Source organism: Companilactobacillus paralimentarius DSM 13238 = JCM 10415 (assembly GCF_001434985.1).
GTDB lineage: Bacteria > Bacillota > Bacilli > Lactobacillales > Lactobacillaceae > Companilactobacillus > Companilactobacillus paralimentarius.
The window spans coordinates 1-26979 of record NZ_AZES01000018.1 but is presented as its reverse complement, the minus strand read 5'-3'; the positions used below and the strand labels follow the sequence as shown (position 1 = coordinate 26979).

The following is a 26979-nucleotide window of genomic DNA, read 5'->3' as shown; positions in this document are numbered from 1 at the left end:
TGAAAATAAACATTTTCCTTGAAAACGCATTCTTAAGTTTGATATAATGGCAACATTGCTGAAAAATGCTTTTTTTATTTTAGAACTAGAGGGAGTTTTATAAAATGAATGTAGTAAATATTTTAATTGGCCTTATGCCAATGATCGGTTGGGGTGTCTTCCCAATTATGACTGGAAAGTTCGGAGGGAAACCAGTTAATCAAATTATTGGTGCTACATATGGTACTTTACTATCTGCAATTGTTGTGGCGGTCGTTATGCAAACGCCGTTGCTAACAGGTAAAAATTTCTTATTTACTTTTTTATCTGGTGCTTGTTGGTCTATTGCACAAAGTTTAGTATTCTATGCTTTTGGCGAAATGGGCGTTTCTAAAACAATGCCAGTTTCAACTGGTTTTCAATTGATCGGTACTTCATTGTGGGGTGTAATAGTTTTAGGTGAATGGCCTTCAGTAATGGCTAAGTTGATTGGCTTTTTCTCAATTGTATTAATTATTATTGGAGTTTACTTAACAACATATAGTGAGAAAAAAATTGCTGAGAGTGAATCAAGCGTCGTTAAGGGTATTTCTTTAGTATTAATTGCTACGATCGGTTATGTTGGTTATTCAGCGTTTCCACAGGCAGTGTCTGTCGACAGTTTTCAAGCATTCTTGCCACAAGCCTTAGGTATGGCAGTTGCATCAACTATTTTTGCCTTTATTACAAAGAGCAATCGCCAAGCTAAGCCATATAGATCTAAGAGCACTTATTTAAATATAATTAGTGGTATCTTCTTTGCTTTTGCTGCTTTGACATATTTGATCTCATCACGTAAAGATGTGAACGGATTAGCTACTGGATTTACTCTTTCTCAAATGAATGTTATTATCGGAACACTTGGTGGTATCTATATTTTGCATGAAAGCAAAACTCATAAAGAAATGATCATGGTTATTTCTGGTTTGGTTTTAGTAGTTGTAGCGGGAATTATCACAGCTTTTATATAAAAATTATTTAAGTCTTGATCCGAAAGGATTGAGACTATTTTTCTCCAGTATGTATACAAAAACATTATTGACAGCGCTTACACAAAAAGATATGATGTGCTCGTAACCTAAGTAAAACGATTTACTGATTTGAGGGGTGATTCATTTTGAAAGGAAATCGTAAGACAACAATTAGAGATGTTGCCAATAAGGCGGGTATTTCAGTCACGACAGTTTCTTTAATTTTAAACGGCAAAGGTGAACGATTCAGTGAAGAGACGAAGGAAAAAGTTCACAAAGCCCAAACTGAATTAGATTATTATCCGGACTATTATGCAAGGGGATTGGTTGGACAGAGAACTAATTCAATTGGGATTGTAATTCCAGATATTATGAATCCTTTCTTTGCTAGTTTAGGATTAAGTGTTGAACAGGCTGCTATCCCCAAGGGTTATTTTCCTCAAATCTTTAGTGTTAATGGTTTTAAAGAGAATATCGATTACTTTATTGAACAATTTGCTTCTGGAACGCAAAAGGGATTGATCTTAGCAGCTCCGGGAGCGTCTAAAGAAATTGTTGATAAATTATCGACACATAATAATATTCCCATGGTACTGACTGATCAAGCCGATTTGAATATTAATGATGATCGAGTTTTGATTGATGAGGAAGAATCAGGAGAAAAAATTGCGGAGCATATATTATCTTTAGGACATAAGCATGTTGCGTTTGTAATACCTGAAACGTTGACAATGAACTTAGTAAAACGTTTTACCGGATACGAAAAAGCTTTTGAAAGATATAACTTAAAGATTGAAAAGGAGTTGGTTTTTAGAGCAACTTTTGGACCAAAGGGTGGTGTTGAAGCAGCACATAAAATTGTTCAAACTAATGCGACAGCCATTATAGCCATTAATGATGATGTGGCAATGGGTGTTTACAAAGGTCTGAATTTATTAAATAAAAGAATACCTGAAGATTACTCGGTCGTTGGCTTTGATGATATTAGTTTAAATAAATATCTAACACCGAGTCTAACGACTATGGCTCAGCCAATAAATGAAATTGGTGAACAAGTAGTAGGGTTATTAATTAACCGAATCAAGAATCCCAGTAGTGCTAAGAAGACAATTATTTTAAATACCAAATTGAAAATTGGAGATTCTACGAGAGAACTAATATAAGAGGGGGACGAACCGATGAAAAAGGGTTTAGTTTTAAATACTCAAATTTCAGCAGTAATAGCTGATATGGGCCATTTTGATACTTTATCAATTGGAGATGCAGGTATGCCGGTACCCGCTGGAACTAAGAAAATCGACTTGGCTGTTCAGAAGGGTTTACCAAGTTTTATTGATGTTCTACAAAATGTATTGTCGGAATTACAAATTCAAAAAGTTTATTTGGCAGAAGAAATTAAGACACAGAATCCTGATCAATTAGCTAATATCAAAAAATTGATCGATGTACCAATTGAATTTATTCCACATGATGAAATGAAAAAGAAATTGAGCACTAATAAAGCTTTTATCCGTACTGGAGAGGCTAGTCCATATTCAAACATCATTTTGGAGAGCGGGGTCACATTTTAACCGGAGGTGATTTTTATGAAGATTGAAATGAAAAATATTTCTAAAGCCTTTGGTACTAATAAGGTTTTGGAAGGCGTTAATTTCACTGTTCAATCCGGGGAAGTTCATGCTTTGATGGGTGAAAATGGCGCTGGTAAATCGACGTTGATGAATATTCTTACCAGACTCTATGGTGATGACGGTGGAGAAATCTATGTTGATGGCAAACAAACACATTTTAGTGGCCCACTCGATGCAGAGCAACACGGAATTTCATTTATTCACCAAGAAATGAATAATTTTTTGGAAATGTCAGTTGTTGATAATATGTTCCTGAACAAGGAGATAAAGAACAAATTTGGCATTATGAATGAAAGTAAAATGCGTGAACAAGCCAGATTCTATTTAAACAAATTGGGTACTAAAATTGACGTTGATAAGCCAATTGGAACATTGAGTGTTGGGCGTCAGCAAATGATTGAAATTGCTAAATCTTTGATGACTAACGCTAAAATTATCATTATGGATGAGCCAACGGCAGCTTTAACTGAAAATGAAATTGCTCAATTATTTGAAGTAGTACGTGATTTGAAGAAGCAAGGTGTTGGTTTTATCTATATCTCTCATCGTATGGAAGAAATTTTTGAAATTGCGGATAAAGTAACTGTAATGCGTGATGGTATTTCTATCAATGAGTATTCAACTAAAGATGTAAACATGAAACAGCTGGTTAAAGACATGGTTGGTCGTGAAATTGGAGACTTTTATCCAGATCGTAATCCTCATTTTGGTAAGGTCTCACTTGAGGTTCAGCATCTGTCAGAGAAAGGTGTTTTCAATGATGTTAACTTTCAAGTTCACGAAGGAGAAATATTAGCTTTCTCAGGATTAATGGGTGCTGGTAGAACAGAGATTATGCGTTCTATCTTTGGAATTGATCCGCACAACGAAGGCAAAATTTTAATTGATGGCAAAGAAGTGCATATTCATTCTCCCCAGGAAGCTATCAAGAATCAAATTGGATTCTTAACGGAAAACCGTAAGGATGAAGGTTTGATTTTGAATGATTCATTACGTGATAATATTGCTTTACCATCAATCAATGGTTTTGTTAAACACGGAATTATTGACGATAAATCAGTAAACGATTTCACAAATATGTTGATGAAGCGCTTAACGGTCAAAGCTCAGAGTGCTGATGTTAGTGCCGGAAGTTTAAGTGGTGGTAATCAGCAAAAAGTAGTTTTAGCTAAATGGGTTGGTTCAGGATCTAGGGTACTAATATTAGATGAACCTACTCGTGGTGTCGATGTTGGTGCTAAACGAGAAATCTATGACTTGATGAATGAATTAACTGATCGACATGTTGCTATTATTATGATTTCAAGTGATCTACCAGAAGTTTTAGGCATGAGTGATAAGACTGCGGTTGTTTATGAAGGTAAAATCACAGGAATTGTTGATACAAAGACGGCAACACAAGAGTCGGTTATGACTTTAGCGACAGGGGGATCAAACGATGGAAGAACAAACTAAAGTCGCTGAAAAAGGCGAAAAGAGTACTTTCAATTTCAAAAAGTTTATTAGTAAATTAGGACCTTTGGTAGCCTTAATCATTTTGATTATCTTGGTTACTGCTCTAAGTCCGGGATTTATTCAACCTAGTAACTTATTAAATTTATTAAGACAAGTATCAATTAATGCCGTGATTGCTTTCGGGATGACCTTTGTTATTTTAACGGGCGGTATTGATTTGTCAGTTGGTTCAATCCTTGCTTTAACTGGTGCGGTGACGGCTTCAATGTTAGCCAGTGGTACTTCGGCAATTATCGCTTTATTAGTTGGATTCTTAATGGGTGGACTCCTTGGTTTTCTAAATGGAGTTTTGATTGCTTATGGTAAAGCTGCACCATTCATCGCTACACTAGCTACTATGACCATTTTCCGTGGTGCTACATATGTATTTACAAATGGTAATCCTATTACTGGAGCCAAGATGAATAATAGTTTTCTTTTCCAATTCATGGGCCGTGGCTACTTATTAGGTATTCCTGTTCCAATATTTATTATGGCAATTGTTTATTTAATTTTATATGTCTTGTTACATAAGACAACATTTGGACGTAAAACATATGCATTGGGTGGCAATGAACAAGCTGCTTACATCGCTGGTGTTAAGACAAAAATTGTTACAATGTGGATCTATACTATTTCTGGATTGATGGCATCATTAGCCGGAATTATTTTAACTTCACGTTTGAGTTCTGCTCAACCGGATGCAGGTACCTCTTATGAAATGGATGCTATCGCCGCTGTTGTTTTAGGTGGTACATCATTAGCTGGTGGTAAAGGTAGAATTTTCGGAACTTTAATTGGTGCCTTGATTATTGGTACATTGAACAATGGTATGAATTTGTTGGGAATTTCCAGTTTCTATCAACAAATCGTTAAAGGTATTGTAATTTTGATTGCTGTACTACTAGATAGACGTTCATCAAATGATTAATCATATTAAGGGGGATTTTCAGTTATGAAAAAATCTTTAAAACGTGTACTTTTAGCAGTTAGTATTTCTGCGTTAGCTATGTTTACTCTAGCAGGATGTGGAAAATCAGGTCTTGATTCAGGTGAATCAAGCGATTCCAAAGTAGAAACTAAGAAACCTAAGGATATTAAAGTAGGAGCATCACTTTCAACATTGTCTAATCCATTCTTCGTATCTGTTAAGAAAGGTATCAATGATTTGGCCAAGAAAAATGGAACGAGTGTTCAAGTTTCTGATGCACAAAATGATACGGCTAAACAAAATAATGATATTGAAGATTTGATCACCAAAAAGGTTGATGTCTTGATTGTTAATCCAGTGGATTCATCAGCTATTACACCGGCCGTTAAAGATGCTAATGATGCCGGCATTCCGGTTATTACCGTTGATCGTTCCAGTGATGGCGGCAAAGTTTTGACGTTAGTTGCTTCTAACTCTACAAAAGGTGGTAAGATGGCTGCCGAGTTTTTAATCAAAAAGTTAGGTAACAACGCTAAAGTTGCTGAGTTACAAGGAATTCCAGGAGCTTCATCAACACGTGAACGTGGTAAAGGTTTTGATAAATATGCTAAAGGTAAACTAGATATCGTTGCAAAGCAGACAGCGGGATTTGATCGTGCCAAAGGGTTAAGTACTACGGAAAATATTCTTCAAGGAAATTCAGATATTGTTGGGATCTTCTCACAAAATGATGAAATGGCTTTAGGAGCTGTTCAAGCCGTTAAATCAGCTAATAAAGATATTGCCATTGTTGGTTTCGATGGTGAAGAGGATGGTATCAAAGCTGTTAAGTCAGGTAAGATGGCTGCAACAGTTGCTCAACAACCAGAAGAGATGGGACGTTTAGCACTACAAGCCGCATATGATCACTTTAATGGTAAAAAGGTTAAAAAGAATATTGAATCACCATTGAAGTTAGTAACAACTGATAGTTTAAATAAATAGTAATTAACATGAATTAAAAGGGAATGTGAATTTACTTCATGTTCCCTTTTTTTGAAGGAGAGCAAAATGATAAATAAGGTAGTTGTAATTGGAAGTATTAACGTTGACAGCATCATGCATATTGATAATTTACCTAAACCTGGTGAAACCATCAAAATGAATTCTTTTTCAAAAGCTGGAGGTGGCAAGGGTGCTAATCAGGCTGTTGCAGCAGCTAGATCAGAAGCGGAGACTAGTTTCATTGGTCGCGTTGGGGATGACAGTAATGGAAAGCTAATGTTGAAACTTCTAAAAGAAGATCACATAGATACACAACATATCACCGTGGTTCCCAAGGAAGATACAGGACAATCCTACATTCTTTTACAGAAATCAGGTCAGAATTCCATTATTTATCAGGCTGGTGCTAATTCTTTGGTAACTGCAGAAGATGTTGATCAGGCTCAAGAGATCATTAAACAGAGTGATTTTATCGTGACGGAGTTCGAGACACCAATTCCTGCTGCTATTGCTGCTTTTAAAGTTGCCCATACAGCTCAGAAGGTGACTATTTTGAATCCCGCTCCTGCCGTCAAAGAAATTCCTAAGGAACTTTTAAAATTGACAGATATCATTACTCCTAATGAAACGGAAAGCGAATTGATTTCTGGTATTAAGATTACTAATGAAGATTCTTTGAAAAAATCAGCTGAGTTCTATCATAATTTAGGAATCAGCGGTGTCATTATTACTTTGGGATCAAAAGGTTCATTTGTTTCTCTCAATGGTAAGTCAGAACAAATTCCAGCTTTCAAAGTCAAAGCCGTTGATACTACAGCCGCAGGTGATACTTTTATTGGTGCGTTAGCGTCTGAATTGAATCCAAATCTATCCAACATTCATGATGCAATTGTTTATGCAAGTAAAGCTTCATCATTAACGGTTCAAAAATTAGGAGCCTTTCCGTCAATTCCAAAACGCGAATCGGTTCTCAAATAAACTAAAAAACACGTCGAAAATTAATTCGGCGTGTTTTGTTTATTTATTGATTTTATATCAGAGAGTTTATAAATTTAATTGATTTGTATCTCAATACTATACAAATTGGGAGGATATTTATTATAAGTAGTATTAATGAGAAAATCACATTTGTAATGTATATATCTAAGGAGAATATTTTTGCCAGATATTTTTGTCTATTTCTATCTGACGGCTATAATATACTTCCTTTTAAAAAGAATGTTAAATAAAATGTCTTGAAATTATTTTTGATATTTCCGTAATTTTGGTGGAGTATAGCTTTGAATAAAATTATAGATTTCTGTCAAAGAATCGCTGAATTATAATGTTTTACGAACCTCAGGTAGCATGAATCCTTGGTCAACCATATCATTGAAAAAACTTTCCAATTTGTCATAATAGTGGTTTACATTGTAAAAAATACAGGGATGTGTGCTGACACCGATAATGGTCCATGAAAATGTTTCGGAGATTTCCTCAAGTGTTCCAGGACCACCAGGTAAAGCAATATTAGCGATGGAATCTTGTAACATTGCCTCTTTACGTTCTGACATTGTTTGAACAATGTCTAATTTGGATAAATTGGCGTGTGCTAGATGACGGTCATAGAGTTGTTGAGTAATAATACCATGTACAAAGCCGTTATCAGATAAAACACTGTTAGCAACAATGTTCATTAAACCGTTATTACCACCACCATAAGTTAGACCATAATTATTTTGAACTAACCAGTGACCAAGGTCTTGGGCACTAGTAGTATAAATTTCTTGGTTACCAGTAGAGGCACCACAATAAACAGCAATATTTTTCATTTCTTAGCCTCGTAATTAAATATCAAAATTAGTTTCTCGCTTGAGTCGACGGTAGTAAAGAACTGAAGCAGTATCTAGAGCATCCAGGGCACGTAGTTGATCGTCAGAGAGTTCTTTAGTACTCAGGGCCAACAGGATAAAAGTTGTATAAAGTTTCTTAGGTGACAAATCTAAGCCTGTAGATTCACTATCACGTTTAAGGTCACGGTGTAGAGCAGGAACGGTCAGTAGCGGAGTATTGGCGGCCTTATTACGACTCAGAAAAAGATTTTGATCATCCCAAAATGACTTGAAAGGTTCAATATAAGTTTTATAAGTATCAAGAAATTTTTGCTCATCAGAATTAAAAGTCAATTGATTAAACTTACGATAAAAATTGGGTGCCAACGCTTCTTTGTAGTTAAAGCCTTTAGAAATAATTAGAATCAGTAATCTTGTGTAAACACTCAAATCTGATTTCAAATATTCGGGTAGTTTCAAGAAGACAACCGTAGGAAAATCAGTTTGCTTGGGGACTGTAACACTATTGATATTCAAAGTTGGTATTTCAGGTGTTTTTTTAACACTAAAGAGATACTTGAAGTAAACATTGAGGTTACTGATAACTTTGTTGATTGTGCTAGGACTGAGCTGCAAGTTTTCGAGCATAAAGTCCTTAAAGAGACGAACGTCCATCTCATGAACATCTTGAATGTTTTCGGATATTTTATATTCAGTATTGTGTTGAACCGTGTAATTGAAAAAGTCAGTCAGTGAGTTCAGATATTCTGTGTGTGCTTTATCGGAAATATGCCTAGTTTTTAAATGAGCTTCAAAACCAGCTAAATAGGGGATTTTTACCATGTGAGACCCTCCTTTTGTCAACATTATACCGTTAGTTAAAACGACTAACCAAATTTAGTCTAATTTTGACCAAATAAATAGTGGCAGTAATCTATGATCACTGTCACTAAGGGATGCTATTGTATTAATTGATTGTTACATCTAAAGCTTGGTCACCAGCTAGGACATCTTTTTCTTCGAAAGTACCCATTTCCTTAACAGCATCAGAATTGGTGATGATTGTCATAATTGAAGAATCCTTCTTAGCAGCTTTGACTTGTTCAAGATCCATTGTTGCTAATTTTTGACCAGTTTTAACGGTGTCACCTTCTTTAATAAACATTTCGAAGGGTTTACCTTTTAATTCAACTGTATCGATTCCTAAATGTAACATGATCTCTAGACCATGTTTAGAAGTAATCATTAAAGCATGCTTAGTAGGGAACACTGTACCAATCACACCACCGATAGGTGCTACAATCGTATTATCTGATGGAGCAACGGCAAAACCATCACCCATAAGCTTTTGTGAAAAGACTGGATCACTAACTTTATCCAAATGTATTAATTTACCATTTGCAGGTGCAACAAATTCATCAACTTTTTTTCTAGAGAACAACCCCATAATTAAATCTTCCTCCTTTTTTGCAGGCTTATAAAGCGCTTACAAAAACACATTAATTCAATTATAGATAAATATATTATATTTGCAAGTGCCTTTTTACTAATTTGAAAGTTTGAATTTACTCCAAGGCTTGATAAAGTCCAATAAAATTAACTCATCTTTACTTATACTACCGATTTTATTTTTTCTTTCTTCTTTGTGAGGTTCTAAAACAATTTGTAATTCGTTTTTATAAATACCAAAATTATCATTACCAACTAGAACATCGCCACGTTTGAATTCTTGAGTATTGTCGTGGGGAGCATTAGGAATGTCTTTGTAAGTGACACGTGGCATCGTTGAACGGATTACTAGATTATTTACATCTCCTCTTCTGAAATGCTGAGGAACTAAGGCAACTTTCTTTTCAATATCATTAATATCTTTAACAAAATCAATATGAAATTCAACTTGATATCGATTAAGATTAGCCATTGCTGCCAATTCGGCTTCTGAAGCATAAGCGTTACCGATAATAACGTCGTCAATCATATTAGTTGCGAATAGATGTTTAGTTTGTACTTCAATGGGCAAGCGTCGATCAATTTCTAGGGTAGGTAGTCCATCATTAACATTCCAAGGGCCCATGTTTCCTACTTGACTGGCAACGAAAGCAGCAGTATGAATATTAAACTTCTTGAATCTTTTACTACATTCCATAAAGAAGTCGTAAGGAAGTGCAGTTCCAACCTGTGGATAAAAATTATGACATCCATAGATATATGGCGTATTGGCTTGATAGCTCATAATATTGTTTAAATAATCTACATTATTACTCATATTCAATTCGATTATTAATCCATATTTATTGTAAGACAGTAATGCCTCAGTAGCTCCATCAAAACCTTGATCTAATCTAATACCTGAAACATGTAAGTCACTGAAAAACTTTAAGTCACTATAACTTATATTGAGTTGTTTAAAAATTCTAGGTGATACATCTATTATTGTCTGATAACCTAATTTATTTCCTACATCTACAATTTTTTGATACTTAGCTTTAGTTTCCTCTATGGAACCTTGAACTTCCAACATGCTCATAAATATTCTTGAAAAACCGTATTTATGTCCTAGCTCAAGGTATTTTTTATTATCTTCATACTTGCTATGATCAGGGTAGATTGATAATCCAAGTTTTCTCATAGTCATTTTACTTCTCCTTTTTATACTATTTTATTTAAAAAATAATTATCAAATTCAATTGTTCCATATAGGCCAAAAAATAGCCCCTCTAGAGTTGTTAGTAGATACAGTGATACTTTGTAGATTGGGGTACCAACTTAATAAATTGTTTAATAATGTTTTTTGGAATAAGTCATTGTTTAATAAAACTGATCCTGAAAAGGCTATTTTTGAAGGATATGGTTTTTGATACCTGGAGATGAGACCTAGAGCTTCTTTACTCAGTGCCATGGCTTGTTCTTTAATGATGGTTATTGCATCTAGATTCCCTTTGTCCGCAGCTTTAGCAATTGTCACTGCGATGGATGCTACTTGTTTTCTATCAAGCTGATAGAAATTTTTGACGCCTTCTTTTACGTCAGATGCGTTTAATAGATTTAACAATATATCTTCAAGTGAGGATATAAAGCCTAGGTCATGCTTTTTTAAAATTAATTGCATCGAAGCTGAAACAATTTTATATGCACTACCTGTATCGCCAAGGAGGTTACCCCATCCGCCATAACGAAGCATCTCTTTATTTTGTCTACCATATACCACTGATCCTGTACCTGAAATTATAAGAGTTCCGTCTTTTCCTTCTAAGCCATTTAAAAGTGCAAGTTTGGCATCACTTATAACATAAGTGGTTACTTTAAAATAATCAGTCAAAAGTTGGGATATTTCACTAGAATTTCCAGTGGTTTCTATTCCAGCGATGCCAATTAGAATATATTTACAATCAATTCTTTTTTGCTTTAGAAATAGACTTTCTATGACATCTTTTAAATTTTGGATTGTCTGTTCTGGATTTAAAAGGATGTTGCCTGGTCCAGATTCCGATTGTTCCATGATTTTACCATCTTGTGATAATGCCTGGGCGACAATATGTGTGCCACCACTATCAACACCGATAACATACTCCATAGTTGGATACTCCTTCTTAAGTAAACTGTATTTATTTTTAAACTTATACGTCCCAATTATATAATTATGAAATTTTTTTTCAACATTTAATTGAAATGTTTGATTTTTTGTTTTATAAATATAGTTAGAATAATAATAAAGAGAGGGAAAGTAATGGCAGTAATAAGTCTACTAAGATCCTCAAAAATATTAAATATGCAAACCAATGTTTCTGTTATATTACCAGATGAAATAAAATTTCAACAGAAAATACCAACAATCTGGTTATTTCATGGATTAGGTGATAATGGTACTGGATGGAAAAGAAAGACAAATTTAGAACAAATTGTAAGTAAATATGAAGTAGCTGTAGTAATGCCGAATATGGGACGAAGCTTTTATACAAATAGTATTTACGGGAATAACTATTGGGATTATTTGGTGAAGGAATTAATACCTCAAATGAGAGAGTATTTCCCATTAAGTTGTAAACCAGAATTTAACTATTTGATTGGTAATTCAATGGGTGGTTATGGAGCTTTAAAACTTGCCTTTAAATATCCTGATTGGTTTTCTAAGGTTGCTTTTCTTTCACCGGTTACTGATTTGTCGGTAGTACCAAGTATAATGCCAGACTATCAATCGGTATTTGGAAAAGATGGTATTAGTGATAGAAAAAATGATCTGAGATATATGTCTCAAAATGCTGATGCTAGCAGTTTAGAGAGAATACAATGGTACCAGGCCACAGGAAATAAGGATTTTATGAGAAAGCAAAGTGATTCTTTCAATGAATTTTTAACTACGAAAATACATCTCAATATTACTTATAGTATTGAAGAAGGTAAACATGACTGGGATTATTGGAATTCAGAAATAGAAAAGGTCTTTTTGTGGTTATCATTAAAAAGAAAGTGAGATTTTAATCAAAATGGGTAGAGTTACTGAAGGAAGAAATGCTAAAAGTATGCATATTGATACAATGTCTACACTTGAGGTATTGGAATTAATTAATAGAGAAGATCAGCAAGTTCCTAAGGTTATTAGTGATACTGAAGTTATTAAAAGCATTAGAGCAACTGTAGACATAATAGTTGATTGTTTAAAGAATAATGGTCGATTATTTTATATGGGAGCCGGAACAAGTGGACGTTTAGGTGTACTAGATGCTGCAGAATGTGTTCCTACATATGGGACGGATCCTGAACTAGTACAAGGTTTAATTGCCGGTGGATCAGAGGCAATGCTGGAGGCAGTTGAAGGTGCAGAAGACTCCAGGCAAAAGGGTGCAGAAGATTTAAAAAATCATAACTTGTCTTCAAGAGATTTTGTAGTAGGAATAGCAGCGAGTGGAACTACGCCTTATGTTATTGGAGGATTAGATTATGCTAAGGAGATTGGAGCACATACATCAGCACTTAGCTGTAATAAAGATTCATTAATTGGACAACATGCGGAAATATCTATTGAAGCCGTTGTGGGTCCGGAAGTAGTAACTGGTTCCACTAGAATGAAGGCAGGAACAGCCGAGAAATTGATTTTAAATATGATTTCAACAACTAGTATGATAAAGCTCGGTAAAGTGTATGGTAATCTAATGGTGGATGTTAAAGCAACCAACGTTAAACTAGTTGATCGTGCAAAGAGAATAATTTGTGAAGCAACCGGAGTGTCCAAAGAAGATGCCCAAAAGTATTATGAAGAATCAAGGCACAATCCCAAAGTTGCTATTGTAATGATTATGGGTAACTGTAATTATGAAATGGCCAGAAACATTCTTATGAAAAACGATGGGTTTATAGCAAAAGCAATAAAAAGTTTAAATAATTAAGGGATGTCCTATAAGGGTATCCCTTTATTTTTAAGGAATGGAAGGTAATGGTATGTCAGTTAGAGGAAGAATACTGAACTCACAATCGGAATTATCAGCAGCTGAAAGGAAGGTAGCAGAATTCATTTTGCAAAATCCTAATAAAACAATTCAAATGACCGCTGTACAGTTGGCTACGGCTAGCGGTTCTAGCCCAGCTTCGGTAATAAGATTGACTAAGCACTTAGAAATAGATAGTTTTACAACTTTAAAAATTCTTTTGTCATCTGACTTAACAAAGAATCAATCTGATCCCAAAATGAATGATGATATTAGGCCTAATGAGGATTTGAATTCAATCAAAGGCAAACTTTTAACTAGTGCGTTGGAATCTATTCGGGAGACAACGGATCAACTAAATAGAGGTGAGGTTACTAGGTTAGTGAAAGCGATAATTGGATCTAATCAGTTATTCTTATTTGGCGTTGGAGCCTCCAATTTAGTGGCAGAAAATATTTCACAAAAGTGGAATAGAATTGGGTATCCTACTGTGGCAGATGATGATCTAAATAGTTTGGTACCAAAGCTAGTAAATGCTAAGAAAGGAGGGATTTTGTGGGTGATTTCTAACTCAGGGGAATCACCTGAGGTCTTAATTGCCGCTAAGAATGCTAAGAAATATAATTTGAAGCTTGTATCTTTAACAAGATTTGGAAAAAATAGTTTGGCAAAATTATCAGATATTGCGGTACATACTTCTCAACCAAAAGAAAGTCCCAATAGAATTGCCGCCACTAATTCTCTTTTGGCACAATTTATGATAATTGATATAATTTTTTATTATTTTGTCAGTCAAACGTATGATTCAAGCTCTAAGGTGCTTATTGATTCACATAATGCAATTGAACAATATAAAAGAGGGTTACAGGGCTAATAAAAAAAATAATCAAAAAAATATGTTTTTTAAGTATTTTATTGAAATATAATTTCATCGTGATACAATTTAATTTGTAAACGGATACACAATATATATATTTTTTATAGAGGGGTGATTTTCCTTGGATAAGTTTATGAAGTGGGTAGAAGATAAAGTAGTTCCACCAATGGCAAAAATCGGTTCACAACGACATTTATTGGCCATCCGTAATGGTGTTGTTTCTACTTTGTCATTGATTTTGATTGGTACATTCTTCATGGTGTTTGTTAATTTGCCAGTTGAATCATGGAAGAACGCTTTAGCACCATATACTAATACAATAGTTTTGCCTTATCGTATTACTATGGGTCTAATGTCAATTTATGCAACTTTTGTTATGGGATCGGATTTAGCAAAATCCTATAAATTAGATGCTGTTACTGGCGGTATTCTTTCATTAGGTGCATTTTTCATGTTACAAGTTCCAATTAATATTTTGACTCCTAAGAAGGCACCAATTGGTTTTGTACTACCAATGAATTCTTTAGGCGCATCAGGTATGTTTTCTGGTATTTTAGCAATGATCTTTGCTGTTGAAATTTACCGTTTCTTTTCACAGCATCATATAACGATTAAGATGCCTGAACAGGTTCCACCCGCAGTTGCACGTAGTTTTGAGGCTTTGATTCCTGGAGCAGTTATTTTAACATCAGTATGGATTATCCGTGATATTGCTAACATTGATGTTAATGGTTTATTATTGAAATTATTCCAACCCCTAACAGAAATCTTGGGTAATAATTTGTTAGGTGCTTTACTACCTATGTTCTTTATTCATATTTTATGGTCATTTGGTATTCATGGTATGAGTATTGTTGGTTCAGCAGTAAGACCTCTATGGTTGATTATGTTGGATGGCAATGCCAAGGCTTTGGCTAATGGTACTTCAGCTACACATTTGCCATACATTGCACCAGAACAATTCTATCAATGGACAGTTACTATTGGTGGTGCCGGTGCTACGCTTGTTGTTGCATTCTTGTTCTTAGTAGTATGTAAGTCGAAGTTCTTAAAAGAAGTAGGTCGTTTCTCAATCATTCCTAGTATCTTTAACATTAACGAACCAATGATTTTCGGTGCTCCAATGATGTTAAATCCCTATATGTTCATTCCATTTAATCTTGTACCACTTGTATTAACTACAATAAGTTACTTTACGGTCAAGTTTGGTTGGGTTAATGGATTTACAACAATTCCTGCTTGGACTTTGCCAGCACCTATTGGTGGATATTTGTCAGCCGGAAATGACTGGAGAGTAGTTGTTTTAATTGCAGTTAACTTGGTTGTAGCAACAATTATTTACTATCCATTTGTTAAGGCATATGATAAACATATGTTGGAAACTGAACAAAATGGTGATTCCACAGAAAATGCTGATGCAAGTGCATCAGATACAAATGTTCAGAATGCTTAATTTAAAGAGGTGTTAACATGACTTACCTTAATTGGTTTATGACTTTTATCGCGTTTATTGCTTTATTATTTTTCTGTACACGTTTCTTAAAATGGGGTAAATCTCATGGTATTAAAATTAATCGTTGGGTTTGGGCTGCGGCTTCGTTCTTAGTAGTAGTTATTCCTAAAGCGGTTTTCCCCCACATGAATAATTTAATATCTATTGTCTTATATGTGTTATGTTCTATTTTTGCTTTGAATTTTATGATAGAGCAGCATGAATGGATAGTAAAATCTAAGGTATAATACTTCTTAATACAAAAGTAGGTCTATAGTTAATATAGATCTACTTTTTTGTCTAAAATAAGGAGTGGTATGAGTGCATACTTTATATTATGGAGATTTTAATTTTGGAAAAGATAAATATGTTCTTGCAAGGTCTTTAAAGGGACTGTCATTTGTAGGAAATAATTTTTCTCAATTGGATGATTTCTTTCCCAATGTGAAATTTATAAAAGATAGTGGATCGTTAGAAAGCTATTGGCGTCAGATAAATGAGTATTTATTAGAAGAAAGACAAGAGTTTACTTTAAAATTAGATATTTCTGGAACAAAATTTCAAGAATCAGTCTGGGAACAATTAAAAAAAATTCCGTATGGTCAAACGACTAGTTATACGGAGATTGCCCAGGCTATTGGTAATCCTAAAGCTGTTCGGGCTGTTGGATCTGCGGTGGGCAAAAACCCTGTATTAATTGTTATTCCATGTCATCGAGTTATAAACAAGAGTCAACAATTAGGTAATTATCGTGGTGGATTAGCAATGAAACGGGAACTGTTAACCTTAGAAGGAGCAATTAATTAATAATGGTTTACTTTCTTGTAATCAAGGGGTAAACTTACCTTTGAATTTAGGTGAGTAAATACTTACTCACTATACTTTTTCCCAGGGGTGACTATAGATGGCAATAACTATTATTTCCATAAACGATGTATCTAAGAGCTTTGATAAGCAATTAGTCTTAAAAGATGTCAATTTGAAGATATCAGAGGGGAGGATTATTGGATTGATTGGTCCCTCAGGTGCTGGTAAATCAACTGTCATTAAGATTATTTTAGGGATGGAAGTACCGGATTCTGGAACGACGATGATTTTTGATAAAAAGATGCCTAATCGAAAGTTATTGGGAAAAATTGGTTATATGGCTCAGACAGATGCTTTATATGAGCAATTAACCGGACGTGAAAATCTTAAATTTTATGCCGACATGAAGGGATTAACCAAACAAGATGCTGTAAAGCAGATTAAACACGTAGCACAGGTAGTTGATTTGGTAGCTGATTTAGATAAACGTGCTGGCGGTTATTCTGGTGGGATGAAACGCCGATTATCTTTAGCCATCGCTTTATTAGGTTTCAATCAGGTCTTAATTTTGGATGAACCGACGGTAGGTGTTGACCCAGCATTGCGCAAACAGATTTGGTCAGAGCTAGAAAAATTGAAAGAAGAAGGAAAAACGATTCTAGTGACGACACACGTCATGGATGAAGCCGAATTGACTGATGAGGTAGCTCTTTTGTTGGGTGGAGAGATTATTGCTGACGATACTCCTACTAAGCTAAAACAAACTTATCAAGTAGATTCAATTGAGGAAGTCTTTTTAAAAGCGGAGGCACAACAAAAATGAGAACATTGATGATTGCACAAAGGGTTATTAAAGAATTGTTTCGGGATAAAAGAACCTTGGTACTGATGTTTTTGGCGCCAATTTTGATATTATTCTTGATGAAATTAGTTTTTTCGGTTAATTCACAGACTGATGTTAATGTAGCAACGGTAAATGTTAATACTAGTTTGAATGAAAGTCTGGATAAAGCTAGCCATGTTTCAGTTTCTAAATACAATCAAACTAAACAAGCTAAGAAGGCTTTAAATGATAAGAAAGTCGATGCAATAATCAATTATCGTAATAATAATTTTTACGTTGAATATAGCAACGTCGACGCCAGTAAAACTAAAGCTATTAAATTGGCTTTAAACAGTACTTTACTGAGTAACTCAGCTATCCAAATGAGGCATCAGTTACAAAAATTACAACTAGCTTTAGGAATACCAGTAAATAAAGCTGTGTCAGCAAGTAAGCCGAAGATTTATAATAGTTATGTTTATGGAAGCTCGAAGACAAATTTCTTTGACAAGATAGTACCTATTTTAATGGGATTTTTCGTCTTCTTCTTTGTATTCTTAATTTCAGGAATGGCTTTATTAAATGAACGAACGTCGGGAACTTTGAGTCGTTTATTAGCTACACCAGTCAAAAGATCTGAAATTGTCTTCGGCTATATGCTCAGCTATGGCATGATTGCTATTTTGCAGACGCTGGTAATTGTTTTATTTACTGTATGGGCTTTAAATGTTGAAGTTGTTGGTAGTATTTTTTACGTAATTTTAATTAACTTCGTTTTAGCACTGGTCGCATTAGCATTTGGTATTTTGATGTCGACATTTGCTAAATCGGAATTTCAGATGATGCAATTCATCCCATTGGTAATAGTTCCACAGGTCTTTTTCTCGGGAATTATTCCGTTAGACACGATGGCTAATGGTGTTAAAGTGATTTCATATATCTTACCTTTGAAATATGCAGGTGATGCATTAACTGGAATTATTATGTCAGGAGATGGCTTTGAACAGATAGTAACACCAATCTTAATATTATTAGGATTCTTAGTCATCTTGACAATATTGAATGTCTTAGGACTAAAGAAATATAGAAAGGTTTGATTGGATGGAGAAAGCATTTCAGGATCTAGATGATTGGTTGGCAGTAGAGAAGATGCCTAATGGTAAAAAGCGGGTTCTACAGGCTGCTATAACACTTTTTTCTAAGCAGGGATACAATGGGACTTCAACCGCTCAGATTGCGGAGTTGTCAAAAATGAGCCAAGCAACGATCTTTAAATATTTCAAATCAAAGGATGATTTGTTGCTATTTATAGTAACGCCAATGATTAAGCATATTTTGCCAGGATACGGTAAATCATTTGCTCAAAAGTTACGGGATAATGGAGACGATTTAACTAGTTTTATTCATTTTATTGTCTTCAATCGCTATCAATTTCTAGTTCAAAACAAGGATGCAGCAATTATTTTGATTTCACAGCTTCTAATTAACGATGAAATTAAAAATATGTTGTTTAATGAAATTCAAACGATGAAAGATATATTTATTGATAATGTTTGGCAACCACTTGTTGCAACCGGTGAGTTGAGGGATGATCTTGATTTATTACAGTTCTTAAGAACCGTAATTGGACAAATTCTATTGTATTTCTTACAGAGCCAGCGTGTTTTACAAATTGATGATCAAAAACAGATTGAATCTGATTTAAATAAAATCGAACATACAATAATTTTAGCAATTAAAAAATAGTTCCATTTGCCAAGTGTGATATGCTTATTTTAATTGATTTTAAACAGTCTGAGGGGTAGTTTACCTTGAATTTAGAAGCCATTTTAAAAGAAGAATTTGGATATGATACATTTAGAATCGGCCAAAAAGAATTAATTGAAAAAGTTTTATCCGGTGAAAAGGCAATGGGGATAATGCCTACCGGTGGTGGTAAGTCGATTTGTTATCAGCTACCGGCCACTGTTTTACCCGGAGTGACCTTGGTCGTTTCACCCTTGATTTCTTTAATGAAGGATCAAGTTGACAGTTTAAATGAAGTCGGTATTCCAGCAACCTTTTTGAATAGTACCGTTGAATGGCATGACCGTGAAGAGCGTATGCGCTATATTGAAACTGGGGCCGTCAAATTACTATTTGTAGCACCTGAAAAAATCGTTAATGATGAATTCTACAGTTGGTTATCACAATTAGATATTTCTTTGATTGCTATTGATGAAGCTCACGTCTTATCTTCTTGGGGTCATGATTTTCGTAGTAGTTATTTAGAAATGATACCGTCTTTGAAAAAACTACCTGGAAATCCAGCTTGGCTAGCATTGACTGCTACAGCTACCCAACAGGTTCAAGATGACTTGGCAGGCATCTTAGATATACCAGAACAAAATATCGTTAAAACTGGCTTTAAACGGTCTAATTTGACCTTAAAGATTGAACATGGTGTTGATAAATTAAAATTCGTTTCTAATTATCTTCAAAGTCATGCAAAAGAGTCAGGAATTATTTATGCTGGTCGACGTGAAGATGTTGATAATCTATATAATTATTTTCAAAGTAAAGGCGTTCGTATCGGACGTTATCACGCCGGTTTGAGTGATGAAGAACGGCATCAACAGCAAGAAGATTTTCTCTATGATCGAACAGATGTCATTGTTGCCACAAACGCCTTTGGAATGGGGATCAATAAGACTAATGTGCGTTATGTTTTGCATTATTCCATTCCTGGAACAATTGAAAATTATTATCAAGAAGTTGGACGTGCAGGACGTGATGGATTACCAGCCGAAGCAGTATTGTTGTACGCACCAGCTGATTTGAATTTGCATCGTTTCTTTATTGATAAGTCTTTAGGTGATGACGACTATAAATTAAGCTTAAAGAATAAGTTATTTAAGATGAGTCAGTATGCTGAAACCGAATCCTGTTTAATGAAATTTATTTTGGATTACTTTGGCGAAGAAAATACTGAACCGTGTGGCAAGTGTTCCAACTGTTTAGACGACCGTGAAATTGTCGATATCACTTCAGATGCTCAAAAAGCATTGAGCTGTGTTGTGAGAATGGATCAGAAATACGGTAAAAAGATGGTGACAAGAGTTTTAGTAGGAAAAGATGACGTGGCTAATGATTGGCATCATTTTGAAAAATTATCTACCTTTGGCATTTTTAAGGACATTACTTTGAAACAAACTAGCCGTCTATTGGACTTTTTAACAGCAAACGGCTTTTTAAAGAGTAGTGGGGGAAAGTATCCCATTTTATTGCTGTCTGACAAGGGCTTAGATGTCTTGAAAGGAAAAACTTCGGTTGTTAGAAGAAAAGAAGAGAAGGTAGTCGCAGAATCGAAGTCAATCGTTGCTGATGGCAGTTTCGATGAGGCACTCTTTGAACAATTGCGTAAATTACGTTTGAATTTAGCCCGTGAACAGGGTATAGCACCGTTCATGATCTTTTCCGATAAAACTTTGAAGAATATGTGTCAGAGTATGCCAACAAACAGTGAAGAATTTCTGGCCGTTAGTGGAGTAGGAAAAGTAAAATTGGAACAGTACGGTGAAAAGTTTATTTCGAAAATAGAACAATATCAGAAGGAATTAAAGGTCTAATAGTTAAATGATAGAGTAGTTAAGCTAATTGTTTTACGAAAACAGCAAAGAATAATTTATTCTTCATAAATACTGATATAATAAGCTTTATTAAATATAGGGAAGCTGAAAAAAGTATAATAAGGCTTTTGAAAAGGTAAGAGGACCATTTTATGAGCTATATATGTGTTCAAAAATAGATTTTTATGATGAGCTCTTGGTTAAAAATGATGAACTTGATGTCTGAGAACGTCTCTCAGACATCAAGATTTTTTAGATTATTAATTTTAAATTAAATATTTTACGAAAACACAAATCAAAAAAACAAAAAAGAAGGTAACTAAGACGAAAAAAATTGCCATAATTTCGGACATACATGGGAATTTCACAGCATTTGAGAGGGTAGTCGAAGATGCAAAAAAAGAGGGCGTTGATGAATATTGGTTTCTAGGTGACCTATTAATGCCCGGCCCAGGAACAAATTCAATTCTAAAATTGCTTGATTCGTTAAATGCCCCTATTAAATTAAGAGGAAACTGGGACGATTTTCTTTTTGAAGATATTTTACCTATTAGCAAAGCCTATATTGATGAACCCCAAACTACCTATATAGTAGAATTGTACAAGTATATTTATGATCACCTAGACCCTAAATATCTAAAAGAGATGCGTCAATGGCCTATTTATGATCAAACCACTATCAGCAACTTTAATGTTGTGTTGGCTCACAATTACCCTAAAAAGAATTTTGGTCATGAACTGTTACCTTATGCAGAGCAAAAGAACTTTGACAAGCCTCTTTTTGATAAAACTTTTGACATTGCTATTTATGGTCACACACACCACCAATTAATGCGAACTAGTAGCAAAGATCAATTAATTATCAATCCGGGCTCCATTGGACAACCTTATACTGCTTGGAATAAATTTAGTGCTGACAGACGCGCTCAGTACGCTATTTTAACTTTTGATAAGACAAGTTATCGTGGAATTGACTTCCGGAAAGTCTCTTATTCAATTGATGATGAGTTAGCATTTGCTAAAGCTAACAAATTACCATTTTATGAATTATATGAACGTATTTTTACTGAAGGCAAAGCTTTTACTCATAATAATGATGCTTTAAATGAAATCATTACTAAATATGATTACAAACCCGATGTTTTGTCGTATTTAAAACATTTAGAAAATGATTAGCAACTGAAAGATCAAAGATGTTATTATATCTTTGATCTTTTTTGAATAACTCATATTAGAATGCTTGATAAGATGTTGCACTTGGACTTGACACGTCCCCAAATAACATAACTTCTTATAATACATATTATGTAACCTTAAATATAAAAATAGCACTCTTCCTTAAATTTAATGAATCTTGGCTACTCTGTTATTTCCCACTTATTACATTGGTTCTGTTAAATGAAAATCAAAAAACACATCAGTCAGAAAAATTTGATTGATGTGTTTTTTAGTTGCTAACTTAACAATATTCTGACGGATCAGATGACTCTTTATTAGTAGTTGATGGTGTATATTATATCGAAGCAATCATAGAAAACGTATCAGTGACACATACAATGCAAATAAAGATTTGCTACTAACCCCAATTAGTTCAATATTTATGTGATGAGTAACATATATTATAGAATAATTGTATTATAAGCTATACTCCGATAATTTATAAATTATATGTTCCTGTTCACATATCTAGTAGATATTGTTATATGATAATTTATTCTTTTACCAAATACTTCTTCTTTGTGGGAAATGAAAACATAACTGGTAATAATAATATCAAAACAGGAATCCAAATATTATATATCGACAGATATGCATGATTAAGTTTAGTTAGATCTATAACCCTTAAAATCTTTAGATTTGAACTCATCATTGATAAAAATACAGATACACCTAAAACTGAACCTATTTGTCTCACCACACTAATGACACTTTGTGATGACGTAAGTAATGACCCACTAAAATTAGAAGCTGCCAATACATTTATTGGGCCTGCAATTATGCCAAAGCCGATACCCAATATAAGCAATGCTACAGAAAGCCAAGTAGAATTTGTTGCTCCGTTCATTACAATCAAAATGTAAGACAGCAATATACTAATCATACCGACAAGAACTAATAATCTTGGCCCTAATTTATTAATAACCAGACTGCCTAATCCTCCGAATGCAAATACAGTCAAAGACATCGGCAATAAAATTAATGCTGCTTCCAACGCCGTTTTGTGATCTACATTTGTTAAATAACTTGGAATAACAACTACTACTCCTATATAAAAAAATTGTGCTAGTAAAGCGACAATTGCAGATGCGGAGAAGTCCTTAACTTTGAATAAGTTTAGATTTACCATCGGATGTTTCACGGTTCTTTCTGCAAATATGAAAAGACTTATTAAAACAATGCTAATTAGAAAACACATAACAGTTTTAAAATCTTGAATTCCCTAATCTTTCAGTTTAATCAGCCCAAGTGTTAGAAAAAATAAACTCAACATTGAGATAAGACTACCTACCCAATCGATTTTTTCTTTCAATTTTATATCATTGTTAAAGTTCAAAGAAATACCAGATAAAAATATTCCAATAAGAACAATTGGAATATTCATTAAAAAGATCCAATGCCAGCCAAAAAGATCAGTGGTAATTCCTCCTAACGTTGGTCCTATTGCAGCAGCCCCTCCTTGGGTCAATCCTAAGATAGCAACTATTTTAAATCGATTCCTTATATCCCAAGTAGATAAACCTATGGCGTTTCCTAGTGGAAGTAAGATTGAAGCTCCTAAACTGGAAAAGATTCGTCCAATTATCAGATATATAAATGTGGTAGCAAAACCTGAAAATAGACTGCCTAATCCAAATAGAATTAATCCGACAATATAGGTTTTGTTCTTTCCAAAAATATCACCAAATTTACTTAAAGGAATTGTACATGTGGCGAATATAATCGTATAAATATTTAAGGCCCAAGAAAGCTGATTGTAATCAACTTCAATTCCCTTTTGTATAGCTGGTAATGCTATATTCATGATTGTGGTATCGAGCATAACAAGAAATATTCCTAAAGCCATTGCTATTGTTATATTTATTTTTCTATTCAAAATCATTCCTCCGTAATAAATTTCAGTAATTGATCTTTCGTTTAAATATGTTTAAAGGATAAATATATTATTAAATCGGTTGATTCTTTATGGTCCGGAATAATTTAAGATAGTAATCTTCATACATCACCTCATATATGAGCAAAAGCTCATCTTTTTAATAAGAGTATCAAATGATGAGCTTGAAAACAGTATTTTGAAAATAATATTAATCAAAATACTTGCAAAATAAGCGAGCTTAAACTCATGTTTATGTGATATACTAAACTACTACAAAAAATATAAATGAAGTGGAAGAATGAATAAAAGAAAAGATACTAGAATCCCTATTCAAAAAAGAGGAAAAGATAAGAAGAATCGAATTCTTCTGACGGCAAGAAAACTATTTATAGAAAAAAATTATTTTGAAGTTTCGACGAATGAGATTGCAAAACAAACCGGGGTCTCAATTGGAACACTCTACTCATATTTTTCTAGCAAGGATGATATTCTTGCTGCACTCCTAAATGATTATAATAATTATTTTTTACTCGTTTTGAAAAAGATAAATGATCAAAAATCCTTTCAGACATTTAAAATCGATCCTAAATCCTGGCTATCTTATTTAATAGATCAGTTAACTGATGCAGAGGATAAAGAGTTTCACTTACAAATTGAGATGTTATCCTTTGTTGTACCTAAGGTATTCGATCTGCGAAAAAAACATAATGATCAAATTGTGAGTTTAATCTATGAGTATTTTTTATATTATGCGAATAACACGGACGTTCATGAAATTAGACTTTTATCTACTATTATTTTCGATTATATATCCGCTCTAGTTGATGAGTTATTATATAATAAACATTTACCTTCTGAAAAAGAAGATATAAAAAGGTACGGAATTGATAGCATTTATACCATTATTAAGACACATTTGAATTAGCTTAGAAGGTTATGAATAAAATTGTTCATAACAAAAGGTCTACGACTTTATCAGTTTGAAATTTTTATAAATATGGAGGCTTTGTATGACTATATTTTTGGGTATAGGATTAATAATCCTAGCAATTTTTGCTATTGTTGGTAATATTAGTAACTCAAAACAATTTGGCAGAAAGATTATGTCAGATAAATTAATTTTTTACATTTTAATGTTGGTCGGTGGCTTAGTTCTAATTATTTTTTAGATTTATACGATTATTCTTAATGGACTTAGCAGTAAACAGATTGATGTGCAACGAAAGCTAAATCTTGTTATTTACTTAGAAAATCATCACCATGAATAAAATAATTGATGATATAGTTCTACATCCATTTGAAGGAATTGGAAAAACAGAACCGTTAAAATATAATCTCGATATCTGTTGGTCTCGAAGAATAAATAAGGCTGATCGTATTGTTTATACCCTGACAAGGGATTCCATTATTCAATGTCGTTATCACTATTAATATGAATACCTTGTCACTTTTGTTTTAGTGATTTCATGTGAAATCAATTGACTGAGTCTCTAGTAGGACTTATCCAAGATATTGAAAACATAGTGATTGTAAAAAGATGCCACACGAGGATTTTCATTCAGACTTATCGTGTGGCATCTTTTTTTTAGTTCTATCGGTTGATATCAAACGGTTTGTTTATACCATGAAAGGTTAAATTCTACATAAGAATTTAACCTTGTAATTGTCTCCCTAATGTTTGTATTGTATTTTAAATAAGACTAACAAAAATATGAGGATCCTTGTATGTTAATGAAGAACTTTGAGAAAAATATCATTGAAGAGAAGATAGCTAGCTTTGGTGGCTTGTCTAGTATTGGCGATGGTAACAATGACAAAATTGAACAATACTTCCATTCTTTCATGGATTGGCTAGATTTCAACAATGTCTTGGACGTTATTAATCGTTATGCTGGAATCAATATGAACTTACAATACGTAACTAGTCATGACTTTTTGATTTGGCTATTACATTATGGTGATATTTACGATAATGTACTTGAAAAGTACTTTCCAAATGATACTGCTGATGATTATATCGATATTATTCGTGAGTTTGCGCACCTACGATCAATTCATCCCAAATACTCTTTTACCGTTGCTCTGACACATCACCTGCCAGAAAAAAGCTTTTTATCGGATAACGACCTAGATAAATTGATACCAATTTTAGCCAGTATCCCTGATAACACCAACAAACGAGAAGATATGAATTCTCTGTATGGTCGTTCCCTCTTCATGGCACTATACTCACTAAACAATTTTGCAATTGAACGTGTTTCAGCAAGTTGTATTTAAAAAAATACTAACAATGATTAATGTTGCTAAAGGTAAACATGAAATTAAATCAACCACAATTTACCTTGAACAAGTTGCTACAGAGCTTGCTAGTTCTATCAATAACAGTCCCTTGCGTAAACAAGTATCTACCGATATAAAAAATCTATGAGTGTGTTAGGTCCCGAAAAAATCGCCCAAATAATAGTATTCGTGATTGATACGCCTGCTAATGGTCCCCATGAATTGAACTTTGATGCTGACAATAGATCTATGACGGAAATTGCGGTTTTACCAGTTAAATTGCCAGAGAACACTGATCCAGTAACGACAGCTTTCTTCAATTACTATAAAGATCATGCTGTTCACCCACGTTCAGTCAATTCAACTAACGGTTGGACAGCAGGGACGCCTTGGGGATATTATAACTTCCATCTACAGGCACATATTGATGAAATCTCTCCACGCCCTGCCCTGATTGTGACTGGTGAAAATGCTCATTCTCGTTATATGGCCGAAGAATCATATAATCACATTAAGGATCATAAGGAATTAGTCGTCGTCCCGGGTGCAGATCATGTGGATTTGTACGATCAAATGGATAAGATCCCGTTTGATAAATTTGATTCATTCTTTAAAGATAATTTGTAATATATCAAAAAATTGAAGACAACAAACGAATTATTCGTTTGTTTTTTTTATATTTGGTAGATTGTAAGATTAAATAGAATTCTACCCAGACGAAAAATTTGGATAGAA

At 33.9% G+C, this 26979-nt stretch carries 28 protein-coding genes and 1 pseudogene; 23 read left to right on the top strand and 6 right to left on the bottom strand.

The genetic code is table 11. The features are described 5' to 3' along the window. Positions 1-104 precede the first annotated feature (104 nt). From rbsU to rbsK, 7 genes are all read left to right on the top strand, one after another. Positions 105-989, top strand: a complete 885-nt coding sequence (rbsU, locus tag FD33_RS01840; RefSeq protein ID WP_056955703.1) for a ribose/proton symporter RbsU — start codon at positions 105-107, stop codon at positions 987-989. Positions 990-1135: 146 nt separating this feature from the next. Then, positions 1136-2152 (top strand): LacI family DNA-binding transcriptional regulator, encoded by a 1017-nt coding sequence (locus FD33_RS01835; RefSeq protein ID WP_148299155.1) that lies wholly within the window; start codon positions 1136-1138, stop codon positions 2150-2152. Between the two features lie 15 nt (positions 2153-2167). Beyond that, a complete protein-coding gene (gene rbsD, locus FD33_RS01830; RefSeq protein WP_025084915.1) occupies positions 2168-2560 on the top strand; it encodes a D-ribose pyranase in 393 nt (130 codons plus the stop codon). Positions 2561-2575: 15 nt separating this feature from the next. Next, entirely contained in the window at positions 2576-4075 is a 1500-nt protein-coding gene (locus FD33_RS01825; protein WP_025084914.1) for a sugar ABC transporter ATP-binding protein, read from the top strand. Then, positions 4059-5045 carry an ABC transporter permease subunit gene (locus FD33_RS01820; protein WP_025084913.1) on the top strand — a complete coding sequence of 329 codons (987 nt, stop codon included), beginning with the start codon at positions 4059-4061 and terminating at the stop codon, positions 5043-5045. Before FD33_RS01825 ends, FD33_RS01820 begins: the two co-directional genes overlap by 17 nt. A gap of 24 nt (positions 5046-5069) precedes the next feature. Next, positions 5070-6029, top strand: coding sequence for a D-ribose ABC transporter substrate-binding protein (locus FD33_RS01815; protein WP_025084912.1), 960 nt, complete (start codon positions 5070-5072; stop codon positions 6027-6029). A 66-nt stretch (positions 6030-6095) separates the two neighbouring features. Further along, positions 6096-7007 (top strand): ribokinase, encoded by a 912-nt coding sequence (rbsK, locus tag FD33_RS01810; protein ID WP_034543970.1) that lies wholly within the window; start codon positions 6096-6098, stop codon positions 7005-7007. Positions 7008-7348: 341 nt separating this feature from the next. Here the strand turns inward: rbsK and FD33_RS01805 are convergent, their stop codons facing one another. From FD33_RS01805 to FD33_RS01785, 5 genes are all read right to left on the bottom strand, one after another. Beyond that, positions 7349-7840 (bottom strand): LOG family protein, encoded by a 492-nt coding sequence (locus FD33_RS01805; RefSeq protein WP_319792501.1) that lies wholly within the window; start codon positions 7838-7840, stop codon positions 7349-7351. Positions 7841-7855: 15 nt separating this feature from the next. Continuing rightward, complete coding sequence (locus tag FD33_RS01800) at positions 7856-8683, bottom strand: site-specific integrase (RefSeq protein WP_025084911.1); 828 nt, start codon at positions 8681-8683, stop codon at positions 7856-7858. 124 nt (positions 8684-8807) lie between these two features. Then, positions 8808-9287 carry a PTS sugar transporter subunit IIA gene (locus FD33_RS01795; RefSeq protein ID WP_034543968.1) on the bottom strand — a complete coding sequence of 160 codons (480 nt, stop codon included), beginning with the start codon at positions 9285-9287 and terminating at the stop codon, positions 8808-8810. Positions 9288-9386: 99 nt separating this feature from the next. Continuing rightward, complete coding sequence (locus FD33_RS01790; RefSeq protein WP_025084909.1) at positions 9387-10475, bottom strand: DUF871 domain-containing protein; 1089 nt, start codon at positions 10473-10475, stop codon at positions 9387-9389. A 48-nt stretch (positions 10476-10523) separates the two neighbouring features. Next, a complete protein-coding gene (locus tag FD33_RS01785; RefSeq protein ID WP_025084908.1) occupies positions 10524-11414 on the bottom strand; it encodes a BadF/BadG/BcrA/BcrD ATPase family protein in 891 nt (296 codons plus the stop codon). A gap of 153 nt (positions 11415-11567) precedes the next feature. Between FD33_RS01785 and FD33_RS01780 the strand changes: the two genes are divergently transcribed. The 11 genes from FD33_RS01780 (at position 11568) to FD33_RS01730 (ending at position 22046) form a co-directional block, all read left to right on the top strand. Continuing rightward, positions 11568-12311, top strand: a complete 744-nt coding sequence (locus tag FD33_RS01780) for an alpha/beta hydrolase (RefSeq protein ID WP_025085715.1) — start codon at positions 11568-11570, stop codon at positions 12309-12311. 13 nt (positions 12312-12324) lie between these two features. Continuing rightward, a complete protein-coding gene (gene murQ, locus FD33_RS01775; protein WP_034544281.1) occupies positions 12325-13224 on the top strand; it encodes an N-acetylmuramic acid 6-phosphate etherase in 900 nt (299 codons plus the stop codon). 52 nt (positions 13225-13276) lie between these two features. After that, a complete protein-coding gene (locus tag FD33_RS01770) occupies positions 13277-14137 on the top strand; it encodes a MurR/RpiR family transcriptional regulator (RefSeq protein ID WP_056955702.1) in 861 nt (286 codons plus the stop codon). A gap of 124 nt (positions 14138-14261) precedes the next feature. Beyond that, complete coding sequence (locus FD33_RS01765) at positions 14262-15593, top strand: PTS sugar transporter subunit IIC (RefSeq protein WP_025085718.1); 1332 nt, start codon at positions 14262-14264, stop codon at positions 15591-15593. Between the two features lie 17 nt (positions 15594-15610). Further along, positions 15611-15880, top strand: coding sequence for a hypothetical protein (locus FD33_RS01760; RefSeq protein ID WP_025085719.1), 270 nt, complete (start codon positions 15611-15613; stop codon positions 15878-15880). A gap of 73 nt (positions 15881-15953) precedes the next feature. Beyond that, positions 15954-16439 (top strand): methylated-DNA--[protein]-cysteine S-methyltransferase, encoded by a 486-nt coding sequence (locus tag FD33_RS01755; RefSeq protein ID WP_025085720.1) that lies wholly within the window; start codon positions 15954-15956, stop codon positions 16437-16439. 97 nt (positions 16440-16536) lie between these two features. After that, positions 16537-17262 carry an ABC transporter ATP-binding protein gene (locus tag FD33_RS01750; RefSeq protein WP_025085721.1) on the top strand — a complete coding sequence of 242 codons (726 nt, stop codon included), beginning with the start codon at positions 16537-16539 and terminating at the stop codon, positions 17260-17262. Continuing rightward, positions 17259-18359, top strand: coding sequence for an ABC transporter permease (locus tag FD33_RS01745; RefSeq protein ID WP_025085722.1), 1101 nt, complete (start codon positions 17259-17261; stop codon positions 18357-18359). The genes FD33_RS01750 and FD33_RS01745 overlap by 4 nt, the downstream gene beginning before the upstream one ends. A 4-nt stretch (positions 18360-18363) precedes the next feature. Continuing rightward, positions 18364-19008: a TetR/AcrR family transcriptional regulator gene (locus FD33_RS01740; RefSeq protein WP_025085723.1), complete on the top strand. Its 645-nt coding sequence runs from the start codon at positions 18364-18366 to the stop codon at positions 19006-19008. A 65-nt stretch (positions 19009-19073) separates the two neighbouring features. Further along, complete coding sequence (gene recQ, locus FD33_RS01735; protein ID WP_025085724.1) at positions 19074-20870, top strand: DNA helicase RecQ; 1797 nt, start codon at positions 19074-19076, stop codon at positions 20868-20870. 270 nt (positions 20871-21140) lie between these two features. Further along, positions 21141-22046 carry a metallophosphoesterase family protein gene (locus FD33_RS01730; protein WP_081784531.1) on the top strand — a complete coding sequence of 302 codons (906 nt, stop codon included), beginning with the start codon at positions 21141-21143 and terminating at the stop codon, positions 22044-22046. A gap of 535 nt (positions 22047-22581) precedes the next feature. Here the strand turns inward: FD33_RS01730 and FD33_RS01725 are convergent. Then, positions 22582-23964, bottom strand: a pseudogene (locus FD33_RS01725) (MFS transporter). 298 nt (positions 23965-24262) lie between these two features. On the opposite strand from FD33_RS01725, the gene FD33_RS01720 reads away from it, so the two are divergent. The 5 genes from FD33_RS01720 to FD33_RS01710 all read left to right on the top strand — a co-directional run bounded on the left by FD33_RS01720 (position 24263) and on the right by FD33_RS01710 (position 26871). Continuing rightward, positions 24263-24889 carry a TetR/AcrR family transcriptional regulator gene (locus tag FD33_RS01720; protein ID WP_025085726.1) on the top strand — a complete coding sequence of 209 codons (627 nt, stop codon included), beginning with the start codon at positions 24263-24265 and terminating at the stop codon, positions 24887-24889. 85 nt (positions 24890-24974) lie between these two features. Next, positions 24975-25133 (top strand): hypothetical protein, encoded by a 159-nt coding sequence (locus FD33_RS12590; RefSeq protein WP_156407816.1) that lies wholly within the window; start codon positions 24975-24977, stop codon positions 25131-25133. A 91-nt stretch (positions 25134-25224) separates the two neighbouring features. Continuing rightward, positions 25225-25395: a Txe/YoeB family addiction module toxin gene (locus FD33_RS12385; protein WP_081784532.1), complete on the top strand. Its 171-nt coding sequence runs from the start codon at positions 25225-25227 to the stop codon at positions 25393-25395. Positions 25396-25689: 294 nt separating this feature from the next. Beyond that, positions 25690-26241 (top strand): hypothetical protein, encoded by a 552-nt coding sequence (locus FD33_RS01715; RefSeq protein WP_056955701.1) that lies wholly within the window; start codon positions 25690-25692, stop codon positions 26239-26241. A gap of 147 nt (positions 26242-26388) precedes the next feature. Further along, on the top strand, positions 26389-26871 hold the full coding sequence (locus FD33_RS01710; protein ID WP_025085728.1) for an alpha/beta hydrolase: 483 nt from the start codon (positions 26389-26391) through the stop codon (positions 26869-26871). Positions 26872-26979 lie beyond the last annotated feature (108 nt).